The organism is Paraburkholderia aromaticivorans (assembly GCF_002278075.1).
Classification (GTDB): Bacteria; Pseudomonadota; Gammaproteobacteria; order Burkholderiales; family Burkholderiaceae; genus Paraburkholderia; species Paraburkholderia aromaticivorans.
Map to the genome: position 1 here is coordinate 406,448 of NZ_CP022991.1, position 13,537 is coordinate 419,984.

Sequence of the window (13,537 nt, forward strand, 5' to 3'; positions counted from 1 at the left end):
GCAGTGCCGCGGCGACATATATCACCATGCAGCCCAAACCATAACCAACGATCCCGGGAAAGATCTGTTGCTAGTTCTGCATTAATTTGAACGGCTTTTGGCCGTTAGCTAGGGAGTGACCTCGCACACGCCGTACCCTATTAGCTTGACATGCACACGTCGCATGCATCGGCCCCAAATTCACACCTTCTATCGCCATGATCAGAAATTTAAGCATTCGTGCCCGCCTAGCGCTGGCGATGGGTTTTCTTGGAATGCTGCTAGTCGCCGGTGGCATCATCGGTGTCGTTGGCGTGGCAATTGGCAACAACGATGTGAAGGAGCTGTATTCTAGCCGGCTGGCATCTTCAGAGGCTCTCGGTCAGGCAAACGTAGCACTCTCGCGAACCCGTCTATGGCTGTATCGCATCGCGCTTGACCCGGCCAGTCCAGATGTGCCCAAGGAAACTCAGACCGCCCGTGATCTGCTCACCGCCTCGAAGAGGGCGTGGGGTACATATCGCATGCTGCCCTTTTCCAGCTCCGATGAAGCACACCGTGCCGCCGACACGAACGCGAAGTTCGACGCATTCGTGGCAAACGGCCTGGAACCGATGTTCAGCGCCATTGCCACTCATGATGCGGCGAAGATCCTCGAAGTCTGGCTGCATGTACCGCCGTCGTTGTTTATCGATGTGTCCGACGGCATGGATTCACTCGAACAGATTCAAGTCGCGGCTGCACGAGCGACGTTTGATGCCGCGCAAGCACGCTTTCACTTGTTCGTTGGTATAGCCATCGCCGGTAGTCTGGTGGCGCTTGGTGCGGCGGCGCTCGCATGGTGGTCGCTGCAGCGGGCGATCGGCACGCCGCTAGCCCAGGCACTGTCCCACTTCGGGGCAATTGCCGACGGTGACCTGACCACGCTGGTCGAGGTCCACTCGGGGGATGAAATGGGGCAGCTGATGACAGGCCTGCAGGCGATGCAAAGCAAGCTGGTTCAGACAATCAGTATCGTGCGACAGGGATCGCGGTCGATCGACACCGCCGCCCATGAAATTTCGGCCGGTAATATGGACCTGTCGCAACGGACCGAAGAACAGGCCGCGTCGCTTGAGGAGACCGCCTCGTCCATGGAAGAACTGACTTCGACGGTTCGCCAGAACGCCGACAACGCGAAACAGGTTAACCAGGTGGTGAGCAGTACGGCAATGCTAACCGAGCAGGGCAATCAGGCGACGCAGGATGTCGTCCAGACGATGCGGGGTCTGTCCGACTCTTCCGGCAAGATTGCTGAAATTACAGGCGTAATCGAAGGGATTGCGTTCCAGACCAATATCCTGTCTCTGAATGCGGCCGTGGAAGCGGCACGCGCAGGCGAGCAGGGTCGCGGGTTCGCGGTGGTCGCAAGCGAAGTGCGCTCATTGGCCCAACGCAGCGCCACGGCGTCAAGGGAAATCAAGGCGCTCATTACGGATTCGCTGAGCCGCGTCGAAACCGGTGCGCAGCAGGCGGATCGCGCAACCCGGACGATGGCAGAAATCCTGACTTCTGTGCGAAGAGTCAGCGACCTGATCGGCGAAATTGCCGCCGCGTCCGAAGAACAGTCCAAGGGTATCGAACAGGTCAATCAAGCGGTCGCGCAAATGGATCAGGTAACCCAGCAGAACGCGGCGCTGGTCGAGCAGGCATCAGCGGCGGCGCTATCGCTCAAAGAGCAGGCGGGACAGCTGGAGACTACTGTTTCGGTATTTCGTGTCGGTGCCGTCAAGGATCCCGAGGGTGGATACGCCTCCAGGTAAGTAGCTAGACGGCGCCGGAAGCTGGGGGTCTGCAAGGCAGTATGTCGCACTATGGGCTGGCGTATCTGCATATCGTCCAGCCGCGTGTGCGCGGTAACGATGACGTCGACGCAGCGGCGTCCGCAGTCTCGGCGAAAGACCTGCGGCGCGTGTTCAAAGGCACAGTCATCGCTGCGGGCGGCTTTACTGCGGATAGCGCGCATCGCCTGATCGAAGCAGGCGATGCCGATCTCGTCGCGTTCGGGCGCCTGTTGATCTCCAATCCGGATTTGCACGAGCGACTGCGCGTCCAGGCACCGCTGAACCATTACGATCGCTCGACGTTCTATGGTGGCAACCCACGCGGTTACACCGATTATTCCTTTCACAGCGCGGCGCCGGTTATCTGAACCGGACTGCACGCATCGCGGACTGGCCCGGCCGCAGGATCGCCCGCGGCGGGGCCGTTTTGTGTTTGCAGATTGTGTTCGTCAATCGGGTTTGCGATGCAAATTGCAAAGGCCGCTCGACGCGATCAAATTCATCGTAGGTGTTCTGACGCGCTAGACTTCCGGCTGAATACATCGTAGCCACGACACGGACTTCACGGTCCTTCAAGGAGAAGCAGCGGCATGGACCGGATGGCAGCAATGGAAACATACGTCAGCGTCGTGGAGGCGGGGTCGTTCTCGGCAGCCGCAAAGCGGCTCAAGCTCGGGCAACCGGCCGTTTCGAAGTCGATCGCGCAACTCGAGGAGCGACTCGGCGTGCGGCTCCTGTTGCGCTCGACACGCGGCCTGACGCCGACCGATGCGGGTCAGCGCTTCTATGAGCACGCACGGCGCGCAATCGAAGAGGTGGACCTCGCCGAGCATGTCGCACGCGACGCGTCGACCGGACTATCCGGTGTGTTGCGCATCAGCGCCGCTGTGACCTTCGCGCGATTGCATATCCTGCCGGCGCTCAAGACGTTTCTGGACCGGCACCCTAACCTGCAGATCGATATCGTGCTGGACGATCGCACCATCGACCTGCTCGAAAAAGGCGTGGACGTGGCGCTGCGCATGGGATCGCTCGACGATTCGACGATGACCGCACGCCGCATTGCGCAAAGCCGTCGGCTGGTGGTCGGAACGCCTGCGTATCTCGCCGAAGCGGGCGTGCCGAAGACGCCTGCGGACCTCAGCCAGCATCAGGTGATCGTGTATTCGTTGCGAGGCGGCGGTGAATCGTGGGCGTTCAGCCAGCACGGCAAGGAAGTGGCAGTCGTCGTGTCCGGGCGCGTCAGCGTCAGCGCCGCCGAAGGCATGCGTACGACGGTGCTCGGTGGATTGGGTCTCGCGATTGCGTCGGAATGGATGTTCTCGCCGGAACTTGCCGACGGGTCGGTTCAAGCGGTACTGCCCGACTGGGAACTGCCCTCGATCGACTTATGGGCAGTTTTCCCGGCCGGACGCCTGGTGAGTGCGAAGGCGCGAGCGTTCATCGCCTTCGTCGAAGAGATACTCGGTGCCGGTGGTAGCGGCACCGGCGGCGCGCCCTCAGAAAGCCAGCTTGCCGATTGACGCTCCGCCGTCGACGTAAAGCGTCTGACCGGTCATGAAAGCGGCCGCGTCGGATAGCAGAAACCCGATCGTCGCGGCAATTTCATGGGGCTGACCGAAGCGGCCCATCGGTACTGCGGACAGATAGCGCTTCTCGCCCTCGCTGCCGGGCGGATTGTTCGCGCGAAACAGCACGGTCTCGGTCGGACCCGGGGCGACGGCATTGACCGTAATACCTGTCCCTGCCAGTTCCAGTGCGCACGAACGCGCAAAACTCACTAGCGCGGCCTTCGCCGCTGCATAGGCCGTGCGTTGCGGCATGCCGAGAATCGTCAAGCTGGAAATGTTCACGATCCGGCCCCAGCCGCGTGTGCGCATACCGGGAAGCAGCGCCTGCACCGTTTGCACGGCAGGGTGAAGATTCAGCGCGAGAACGTCGTCGAGATCGTTTAGCGCGACTTCACCCAGATGCTGCGGCCTGACTAGCGCGACGTTGTTCACCACGCCATCGAACGCATGACGTCGCACGAGCTCATCAAGCACCGCACCGGTTGCAGCACGGTCGGCCAGATCGACGCGGACCGGTTCACCCGCAAAATCGCTTGCTTCGCGGGCGAGACCCACCACGTGGTGGCCATCGGCAATCAGCCGTTCCGTCAACGCGAGGCCAATGCCCTTGGTCGCGCCGGTTATGAGAAATGTACGCTGTGTCATCAAATGTCTTTTAGGAGCCGGAAGGAATCGAAATGCCGCGCCGGGTTCTGCGGCGCGGAGTGGCAACCGCGTGGCGTTGAGCGGTAAGGCTCAGGCATTGGCCGTCGCTTTTTCCAGAACCGGGAACATGTCCGACGGGTCCGGACGACGCGTGTAATCCGGGTTGACCTCCGAATACAGCACGATCCCATCCTGTCCGATGACGTACCGCGCTGGCATCGGCAAGGTCCAGCTGGGGTCGTTATTGAATGCTGGTAGATCGTTTTTCAGGTTTTTGTACAACTCGATCAGATAGTCGGGCAAGGCGAAACGCAATCCGAAGTCGGCGCCCGTTTGACCCTTCACGTCGCTCAGCACCGGGAAGCCCAGTTCGCTGGTGCGCACGGACTTGCGGCTGTTGACCGGCGTCTGCGGCGAGATCGCCACGACATTCGCGCCGTAGGCCTGAATCTGCGGCAACACCTCGTTCATCGCCTGCAATTCGATGTTGCAATACGGGCACCAGACACCGCGATAGAACGTCACTACCAGCGGCCCCTTCACCAGCAACGCTGCGGAAGATACGTCGTTGCCATCCTGATCCTTGAGGTTGAAATGCGGGGCGCGGTCGCCGGCCTTGATCGCGCGGCCAGCTTGTCCGCTGGCGATCAGTTCTGCCGTGGCGCGTTCCATCACCGGATGAATCTCCGCAGGAGCGTTAAAGGGCGGCTTGCCCGCCTTGAAGTCGGCCCGGAATGCGTCGAGTTTGTCTTGCAGTGACATGAGTGTTCTCCGTCGAGAGTAATAGAGGAATCAATAAATTCAGGCGGCGTTCTGTGCTGCTGCGATGCGCGCCACTTCGGCCGCGGTGATGCCTTCGAGCGCGAGGCCGTAGCCGATGCCCTCGTCGATGACGCGACGCAGGCGTTGAGTCAGGCCGATGCGGGTGTATTTGGTGGTGAGCGGCGGTTGCTTTGCGATCGTCGCGGCGATGGCATGCGCGCGATCGAGCAGTTGATCCGCGGGGACAATTTCATTGACGACGCCCAGAGACTTCGCCTCTGCAGCGTCGAGCTTTTGCTGCGTGAGCACGAAGTACCGGCCGCGAATGCTGCCAATCATTTCCGGCCACAGCAGATGCACGCCATCGTTGGGAGCAATACCGAATGCGGCATGCGGCATGTCCTGGAACACGGTCTCGGGCGTCGCCACCACGATGTCGCACAGCAGGACATATTCCGAATGCAGCAGGACCGGGCCGTTGAGCGCTGCAATCATCGGCACTTCGATGTCGAGGATGTTCATCAGGATCTTGCGGCCTTCGCGGAAGATCTTGTCGTAGCCACGCGGCGTGAAGAAATCGAAACCTTCCGGCGAGATCGCGTCCATGAATGCGTCGCCGCTTCCGGTCAGGATGACCACGCGGTTATCCGGATCTTCGCCGATCTGATGAAACATATCGGTGAACTGCTCATGCGTGTGGCCGTTGAAGACGAGCTTCGCGCCTTCGGTATGGAAACGGACTTCGAGCACGCCGTCGGGTGTACGGGTCAGGCGGGCATTGGGATAAGCGTCTTTGTAGCGGTCGAACGTGGACATGGCGGTTTCTCGGGAGGTTCGGTATAAGATGGTCGGGAGTCGCGAGGGCTCCCAAAGACGGCCTAGGCCGCTGCAGCGGTAGCGACCGGTTTGGTCCACTCGTTACCGGCCATGAAGCCGTCGAGTTCGGTGTGGACGATGTGGTTCGTGTAGTTGCTCATCACCTTGGTCGCCACACCCAGAATCACTTCGAGGACGTTCTGACGGGTGTAGCCGGCGGCGAGGAACGCGTCGACATCTGCGTCCGGGACGAAGCCCCGCTCACGTACCACGAGCGTCGCGAAGCGATGCAGCGCTTCGAGCTTTGCATCGGGCAGAGGCGTGCCGGCACGCAATGCGGCGATCACGCCCGCGTCCATCTCGATCATCTTTGCCAGCGTGCTGTGACCGGCCATGCAGTAGTGGCAGTTGTTCTCGAAGTTCGAGTTCAGGTAGACCACCTGCTGTTCGTGCGGTGTCAGCGTGCTTTTTGAGAACAGGTCCCATAGCGCCGAGTAGCCAGCCAGCAGCGCGGGCGATTCCGCCATATGCGCCTGAAGATTGGGGACGAAGCCAAAGGTGCGTTTCGTGTTTTCGAGGCTGGCCTTCGAGGCGGCCGGTGCGTTATCGATCGTGTAGGTTTGGAAGTTGCTCATCGTCTTGCTCCTGTTGGTTGACGGTGAGCAAATGATGAAGGTCAGCGCCCCTTCAAAGAAGGCAGGCGCCGTCGATAACAGTCATTCCTGGGAGGCATAAAACGATTGCTGGGCTGGTGAGCTGCACACGCTTGAAGAGCGCAGATGGTCCCACGTAACGCAGCGAAGTGTGTGGAATCTGGTCGAGGGGTTTCGATATATCAACGTCAGGACGGGACCGACCGTTCTAGGTTCGAAAGCGGCGACACAGGTCGCGGAGGAGCAATTGGCGGCTCCGGGTCGGCCAGCGGCATCCGCCTGCGCGGCAGACATTGGTGGTCTCCAGCCGTACGCTTGCGCATAGGAGCGAACGAGGCTGGCTCCAATGATCCGACGTACCGCTCGTCCGTATTGCTAAGACGAACGTGTGGCAGGCGAAGCTGCTGCTCGATCTCGACGCACTCGGTGTCTGTTTTCCGATGCCGACGATGCGCGTTGCTGCTCAGGTGGCTGTAAGGGCTTTTCGTTCTCCCTCGAAGGGCGAGCGGTTCTGGGGTTTCAACTCGCGCCCAGCTGCTTGCGCAGGAACGGTACGATCATGCGCGCGACGGCGTCAGGGTCGTCGATGAAAGGCCAGTGCCCACTGTCGCGCAGGATCAACACCTCGGCACGGGGAAAGAACTTGCGCTGTTGCTCGGCGAAGTCCACGGAAATATAGGGATCGTGGGCGCCCCATACAACCTGTGCAGGCAGATCCAGCGGACGCAACGCGTTGGCGATGTCCTGCATGGCGCCGTTCGTCTCGCGAGTGTTGCGATAGAGCCGCAGCACTGCGCGTCGGGTGCGAGCGTCGAAGTTGCCAAACGCCCGGTCGACGTATTCCACCGGCAAGCCTCGCGGGTTCCCGTGCCGAAGCAGGAGCCGCATCCCGGCACGCGTTGTCGTGGCCATGAACAATTCGCCCAGCCACGGCGTCTGCCAGATACGCGCGAGATAGTGCCACCGGTAGTCAAGCAAGATACCTGTGTTGATGAGTGTAACGCTGGCGATAGCGCGAGGGTTGGCAGCGGCCCAAGCGAGGCCCCAAGGGCCGCCAAAGTCGTGCATGACGAGATGGGCACGAAGGACATTGCATTCAACCAGCAGACGACCGAGATGTCGTGCGTAGCCCCGCACGCTGTAGTCAAACTGTTCAGGTTTGTCGGCAGCGCCGAAACCTGGCATGTCCATGGCGAGGGCGCGGCCGAATTCACCCACCTCGGACACCAATCGCGTCCAGTCAGCAGTTGATCCCGGATTGCCATGCACGAAAACGACTGCGTCGACGGCGTCAGGCGGTCCCGCCTCCAACAGGGGGGAGCGGATTCCATCGACGCGGACGGATGTCTCTTTCATGGCTTTTCAGGGGAGAGACGGCGGACGCGTCGTTCAGACCGGCGCGTCAGGTTGCGCGGACCGCGCGGCGGGCCGACGTAGATCGACCCAAGCGGCCCTCAGCAGAGCGCCGGGCGACAAGAACTTTGCCGGCCCGATCAGACGGGCGCCAAAGGCGTGCAGATGTCTCGCCGCTGCCGCGTCTTTCGCTGCCGCCGAGAAGTTCAGCCGTTCGATCGCGTTGAGTCCGCGTCGGCGTGCAAAATCGACTATGAGAGAGCGATGTCCATTGAGTTCCCGAGAAACACGCTTCGCGTAGCTGTGCAGGGCCGGCGCAATCGCCCGCTCCTGTCGTAGAGCTGGGGTAAGCGCATCAACCAGCCACTCCGCCGTCTGGAACGCGAACCCGCAACCAACGCCCCACAGAGGGTCGATACTCATCAGCGCATCGCCCACGAAAGCGATGTTGCCGACAGCTGGCCGCCGCCATAAGTTCGGATAATCCTTGACAAGCAGCGCGTTACCGAGCGGCTCGGCGGAGGTCAGATCGGGGGCATCTGGAAACCCAGCCATGCTTCGCTCGAGTGCTTCACCCGGATTGGCGCGAAAGCCGTCGAGCTTGTCCTTGGTCGCCATGTAGGCAATCACGGTAATGCCGTGGTCGTTGGGAAATACGTAGCCGACCTCAGGGCCGCGCAACCACATTTGCGAGCAATTTCCCCGCCGCAGTGCCACGCCGCGATAAGCGCGAATCGCGCCGAAACGACAGTTCTCCGACGACGCGGGCTTGATACCGGCGAGCGTCGCCAGCGGCGAACTTCGACCATCCGCAGCGACGATCAGTGGGGCTGAGACCACTCCCGTGCGGTCCCCGCCGAGATCGACACCACTGACAACTCCGTCCTGTTTCACCAGCGCACGCACGCCGCACCCTAACAGGGATGTGACGCCTGGAGTGTTCGTCGTCAGTCGGCGCAGGATCGGATCGAGGGTTCGGCGCTGAATGTTGTACCCGAAGACAGGCTCGCCGTTCTCGTCGAGCGGGGCGAGGTCTCCGGTCCAGCCATAGCGTGTCCAGATATCAACGCCGTTGCGCAGGCCGCCAGCGTCCTCAATGAGCGGGGCAAGACCCAGATGCCGCAGCGTTGCCGTGGCCGAAGCCTGGATAAAATGTGTACATAACTGCTTGAAAGCGTCCACGTCGGCATGATGTTCGACCAGCGCGACGCGTAGGTCCTGCAACCCAAACAACCGCGCGGCGGTACACCCAGCGAGACCCGCGCCTATAATTACGACATCAAAGCGCTCATTAATCCGCGTGCCAGATGGTGGCGGTTCGGTGTTGCAGGCTTCGGTATTGTTCACCCCGTTCTCCCGCTAGAATCAGGCCCATACAAGGCGCGAACTCTGTTCAGTATAGGCGGCGCTTGGGTATGAACCGTCGCTATCCGGGTGATTTACTTCGTTTGGCGTATGACGCCGAGTGATCACTTGTCGCGCACGAGCTGGCGTGCGATGACGAGCTTCAACGCATGCATAGCCTGCGCGATCACACTACGCGGCGGCGCATGCAACGCACACGCGAAGCCGGCCGGCAGCACAATGATGCGCGTTGCACTAAGCGCCCCGCCACCGCCACCGCCACCGAGATCGGCGTATTGGTGGCGACGCCGCCATCGATGAGATCCACGCCTTCAATTCGCACCGGCGGGAACACCCCGGGGATTGCTGCGCTCGCCAGGACGGCGTTCACCACCGGACCAGTAGAATGAACAATTTCGCCGCCGGTAGCCATATCGGTCGCGGCGATGTGAAGCGGCGAGTTCGCCTGCTCGATGCGCTGATACGACAGATGCTTCTCCAGCATCTGACGCAACGCGTTCGCCTCGACGAGGTGCGCACGACCGCGCAGGATCATCGCGAGCAGTCCGAGCATGGAAACAGGCATGATGTCCTGCCGCCGGATCTTGCATCAAAGCGCTTCGAGCATTGCTACGCCACCGCCGTCCGGTTGCCGGGCAAAATATGCTGCGTCGATCGCGCCTGCCGAGGCGCCCACCACGCAGCCCGGATGCTCACCGCGTTCGGGCAGCATGCGAACCTCGATCGCGCCAAGGCTGCCACCGCCAGCGAAAACAAAGACGGTAAAACCCGAAAGCTCGGAGTTCATAGTTAATTAAAAACATCTGCCTGTGGTCAACGCCAGTTGCGCCGGCAGCAGCACGCTGAGGCAGCCTGAGCAATTCATCGCCACGTCGTCTTCATCCCTTTGATCGGACCCCGCAGTTCAGTCTGCATCGTATGCCCCTTTTCAATGTATCCGCCAATCGTCGATAGGATGAGGCGATATCTCTTGGTGTGTCCGGCAGCGTACTGCACGTTAAGGCTGCTGCGCAGGTTCTGGAGACAATCCGCAACTGTTCGCGGACATTGCCGCCGCCGAAGGTGCGGTCGACCGTTGGTCCCAAGGAAGCTATCGTCGGAGTGGGCTCTGTCCAGCGGTCGGAGCGGCTCGCCTGCCGACGGTCGTTGGCAGGCAGAGGACGGCCAGGATCGGACGTTCGGCATCGGCCGTCAGGTTGGTAACAATCGGAACGGGGACGGGCTCCGGTAGACTCCAATTCTTGCCCAACCTCGTCGCGATAGCATGGACACCCAGCTTTTCATCATCTGCGGACTTACATTCGTAATCCACGTCATCGCGACGCTGGCCTATGCGGTACGGATCGCAGGCGTTCGCACGCGGCGTATCGCCGTGTCGTTCTCTCTGTTCGGGATCATCGCCCTTGTCTCCCGAACGGCGAACTCGTTTCAAGGGCCGTTCATCGCCAAACGCGTCGAGCTTGATATCGCTCAGCATCTGGAGGGCGGGTTGCTCAGTGACTTTCGGCTCTTTCTCGTTACAGCCACTGCGGCGAGCATAGTCGGCGCGTTGCTGATCCCAACGTTCCAGCGCTATTTCAGTCGCGCAGTCGAGCACTTTCAAGCCAATCGTTCATTGCCGCGCCTCTTGCTCCACATTTTCAGTCGTGGCGGCATCAACTATATGCGTGACGGTGCACGTATCCCGTCACGCCAAAACATCTCGCAGCTGACGAGCGGTGCGGGTGTCTCTGGAAGGGTGATAGCTCTCAACGTCTTCGCGATGGCCATCTGGACGGTTGGCGTTTTCGCGTCACTCTACGCGGGATACTTGAAGCCAGATTTGCGCGTGACGTGCGCCAATCTATCGTCGGTCATTAATGGATTTGCGACTGTGGTTCTGGCGGTGGTAATCGACCCGCAGGTTTCTGTCATGACGGACGACGTGATCGAAGGCCGAATCTCCGAGAACAGCTTTAGGCGGGCTATCACTACCCTTGCCGGTGCACGTGTTCTCGGGACCGTGTGTGCACAAGTAATCCTCGTACCGGCTGCGCTTCTCATCGTACGCGTCGCCGAGCTAATCTAGACGATAGAACTGGGTGTACGTGCATCGGAATGGCCGCTTCGGAGCAGCTCGGCTGTCCCTTGTGGGTCGAGGCCGTGTGAAAACGCGCGCCGAATGTGGTCTCCTGAAAAAACGAGACCCTTCAGATCGCGCTGTATTGGCTTGGTTGCCACTTGGGAAGTGGTAAAGCGACACCCGAAAGCCGAGTACTTTCGCGTTTTCACACGGCCTCGGTCGATAGCGGGCGGACGGGAAATTGACGAGCGTAGGCCGTCGCGCAAAGTCTTATCTGGCGCAGAGGAGGTACCGCTGCATCACGGGAGAATGGGGCACAGGCGCTACGGCAGTTCTAAAGTTGCTTTGGCCCACGAATTTACCGGCCACCGCTCGTCCGGCATAGCTACGCTGCCTCCGAAAAGGAGTTGAACCCGAATGCTTAGTCCCGTCTCCGGTTAATCAGGTCGGCTACGCCAGCATGTATGGAGATCTCCCGGATATGGCTTCGCGAACATTCGATTCCCATACGCTGTTGAACCACTGCACGTAGGCGTGCATTGTTCCAATGGTCGCCGTCCATGCCGTGTTTCGGGCCGACTGCTTCACGGTCATGGCTGTACATGCAAGCAGTTCTTCGTTGACTGCAAGACGCTTTTCAGCGCGCCGTTTCGGCGGGTGTATGCGATCAACTAGTCCCGGTTTCGCAACCAGCTGAAGAACGTAGCCGTTGGCATAGTCGATGTCGAACTTGCGTTTGATCAACCTGTATCAATCGTCCCCAGATGGATCAGCGCCGGCGGGTTGATTCGCCGGCGCACCCTGCTGTTGCGCCGTGAGGCAGGGCAAAACCCACTCTGCTTCAGAGTTCCTTAGAAGCGCGTGCGCATCCCGACCGTGCCGACCACCTGGTTCGCCGTCGACGACGCACCACCCGACGTATTGATGAAGGCGACAACGTTATGGCCGATTGCGTGCTGGTACATGCCTTCGGCGTAAACGTCCGTGCGCTTGGAAAGCGCATAGACAGCCTGCAGGTTGACCTGATTCCACTTCGGATCCGTGCCGTACTGCGTACCGGTTGCATTGAACGCGCCTGATAGATGGGCATCGGTGTACGTGTCAGTGATGCCCAGCGTAACTGCCGGTGTCAGCGCGTACTTGGCGTTCAGTTCATAGTTGTCGAAGCGCTGCGAACCGTTGTTGAGGTTGAACGATTGCGTGCCCTGATAGTGGCTATTCGTATACACGAAGCCGAACACTGCCGGGCCGAACGTGTAGTTCAGACCTGCACCGATCACGCGCTGAACGTCCGCCCCGAACCTGAATCCACCCGTCTGCGCAGGCGCTTCGCCGAGGTCAACCGCGCCGCTGGTGTTCGCTTGGGGCACGGCTCCGTTGCCATTGATCTGCAGGTAGCCGGCGGCCAACTTGAACGGGCCATACTCGTAGCTTGCACCCGCGCTGTAAGCACGGTTCTGAGTGAAGTCCGTGTTGTTGGAGAACGCGTAGAGGCCGCCGAACTTCAGGCCTGCGTAGTTGCTGCTCGTGTACTTGACTGCGTTGCTGATGCGCAGCGTGTGGTTCAGGTTGTCGTTGTCATACGGGTGCGCGAAGCCCGTGTCGCCGAACGTGCCGGCCGTACCGGACAGCGGGGCCACGAAGTCGACCACCGAGTCATACTGGCGGCCCAGCGTCACCGAACCGAAGTCGTTGCTGCTCAGGCCGACAAATGCCTGGCGACCAAACAGCCGGCCGTTCTGGCCCAGCTTGCCGTTCTGCACGTTGAACCCGTTTTCCAGCACGAAAATGGCCTTGAGGCCGCCACCGAGGTCTTCGGCGCCGCGCAAACCGAACCGGCTGCCGTTAATGGTGCCGCTGGTTGCCTGAAAAAGGCTGCCGTGCGTAGTGGCGGAAGTCTTGACGTTGTTGGTATACATCAGACCAGCGTCGATTAGGCCGTACAGGGTTACCGAACTCTGTGCATGGGCAGCCGAAGCGGCGATTGCAGCGGATACGGCGAGGCCGACAGGGACTTTTTTCATGACTTCACTCCAAGGGACGGATTTCAGGCAGAAAGGAGGGGCGCGAGGATCAGAGGCAGGGAACCCCATGATGTCATTTCCGCGCCGGATTGCACCGGGACGTTTTGCCGGGACAGTTCGTCATAAATCCGAAATAACCTTGATGAAACCCTTGCCAGAAAAGGTCCGGGCCACTTTATTTCATCCCATCCGGGACGCATTGCCGTTGTATTGAAGCGACGGTATCGGGTTCACGGGTATCCCAACAACGAAATCTCACGGTGATATAGAGCTGAATGTTATGCAGCGGTTAATTCAGGCTCCGCGGGGTTCGCCAAGGGCGGGACATTCGGAGAAGCTCATCGAAGGGCAGAAACGGATTGGGTATGAAGATTCGGTCCAGACTATCGCCCAGGCGTTCAAGCTCGGACCAGGTACTTCCGGGTTCGGCCAATTCCGGGCTTTTTGCCCGCGTATTTGGGTGGAGAGTCAAATCCAGTTCTGC

Annotated in this window: 12 protein-coding genes and 1 pseudogene; 4 read left to right on the forward strand and 9 right to left on the reverse strand. The window is 60.4% G+C overall.

The features are described from left to right. The first annotated feature begins 197 nt into the window (after window positions 1–197). The 3 genes from CJU94_RS42345 to CJU94_RS34820 all read left to right on the forward strand — a co-directional run bounded on the left by CJU94_RS42345 (window position 198) and on the right by CJU94_RS34820 (window position 3,325). On the forward strand, window positions 198–1,781 hold the full coding sequence (locus CJU94_RS42345) for a methyl-accepting chemotaxis protein (RefSeq protein WP_095423190.1): 1,584 nt from the start codon (window positions 198–200) through the stop codon (window positions 1,779–1,781). Window positions 1,782–1,822: 41 nt separating this feature from the next. Continuing rightward, window positions 1,823–2,170, forward strand: a complete 348-nt coding sequence (locus tag CJU94_RS34815; protein WP_244221110.1) for an oxidoreductase — start codon at window positions 1,823–1,825, stop codon at window positions 2,168–2,170. Window positions 2,171–2,392: 222 nt separating this feature from the next. Beyond that, the gene (locus tag CJU94_RS34820; RefSeq protein ID WP_095423191.1) at window positions 2,393–3,325 is read left to right on the forward strand and encodes a LysR family transcriptional regulator; all 933 of its coding nucleotides are present in this window, start codon (window positions 2,393–2,395) and stop codon (window positions 3,323–3,325) included. Here CJU94_RS34820 and CJU94_RS34825 read toward each other — a convergent pair. The 7 genes and pseudogenes from CJU94_RS34825 to CJU94_RS34860 form a co-directional block, all read right to left on the reverse strand. Beyond that, a complete protein-coding gene (locus tag CJU94_RS34825; RefSeq protein ID WP_095423192.1) occupies window positions 3,302–4,018 on the reverse strand; it encodes an SDR family oxidoreductase in 717 nt (238 codons plus the stop codon). The two genes, CJU94_RS34820 and CJU94_RS34825, sit on opposite strands and share 24 nt — an antisense overlap. 90 nt (window positions 4,019–4,108) lie before the next feature. Beyond that, window positions 4,109–4,780: a peroxiredoxin-like family protein gene (locus tag CJU94_RS34830; protein WP_095423193.1), complete on the reverse strand. Its 672-nt coding sequence runs from the start codon at window positions 4,778–4,780 to the stop codon at window positions 4,109–4,111. A gap of 39 nt (window positions 4,781–4,819) precedes the next feature. Further along, window positions 4,820–5,596, reverse strand: coding sequence for an enoyl-CoA hydratase/isomerase family protein (locus CJU94_RS34835; protein ID WP_095423194.1), 777 nt, complete (start codon window positions 5,594–5,596; stop codon window positions 4,820–4,822). Between the two features lie 62 nt (window positions 5,597–5,658). Then, window positions 5,659–6,231, reverse strand: a complete 573-nt coding sequence (locus tag CJU94_RS34840; protein WP_095423195.1) for a carboxymuconolactone decarboxylase family protein — start codon at window positions 6,229–6,231, stop codon at window positions 5,659–5,661. Window positions 6,232–6,768: 537 nt separating this feature from the next. Next, window positions 6,769–7,605, reverse strand: coding sequence for an alpha/beta fold hydrolase (locus CJU94_RS34850; protein ID WP_095423196.1), 837 nt, complete (start codon window positions 7,603–7,605; stop codon window positions 6,769–6,771). Window positions 7,606–7,638: 33 nt separating this feature from the next. Continuing rightward, window positions 7,639–8,949, reverse strand: coding sequence for an NAD(P)/FAD-dependent oxidoreductase (locus tag CJU94_RS34855; protein ID WP_095423197.1), 1,311 nt, complete (start codon window positions 8,947–8,949; stop codon window positions 7,639–7,641). 128 nt (window positions 8,950–9,077) lie between these two features. Further along, a pseudogene (locus tag CJU94_RS34860) lies at window positions 9,078–9,754 on the reverse strand (patatin-like phospholipase family protein); the annotation flags it as partial. Between the two features lie 477 nt (window positions 9,755–10,231). Here CJU94_RS34860 and CJU94_RS34865 point away from each other — a divergent pair. Next, window positions 10,232–11,035 (forward strand): lipid II flippase Amj family protein, encoded by an 804-nt coding sequence (locus tag CJU94_RS34865; protein ID WP_095423198.1) that lies wholly within the window; start codon window positions 10,232–10,234, stop codon window positions 11,033–11,035. Window positions 11,036–11,479: 444 nt separating this feature from the next. On the opposite strand, the gene CJU94_RS41095 is transcribed toward CJU94_RS34865, so the two are convergent. Continuing rightward, window positions 11,480–11,773 (reverse strand): hypothetical protein, encoded by a 294-nt coding sequence (locus CJU94_RS41095; RefSeq protein WP_157763850.1) that lies wholly within the window; start codon window positions 11,771–11,773, stop codon window positions 11,480–11,482. A 107-nt stretch (window positions 11,774–11,880) separates the two neighbouring features. Continuing rightward, on the reverse strand, window positions 11,881–13,053 hold the full coding sequence (locus CJU94_RS34870) for a porin (RefSeq protein ID WP_095423199.1): 1,173 nt from the start codon (window positions 13,051–13,053) through the stop codon (window positions 11,881–11,883). Window positions 13,054–13,537 lie beyond the last annotated feature (484 nt).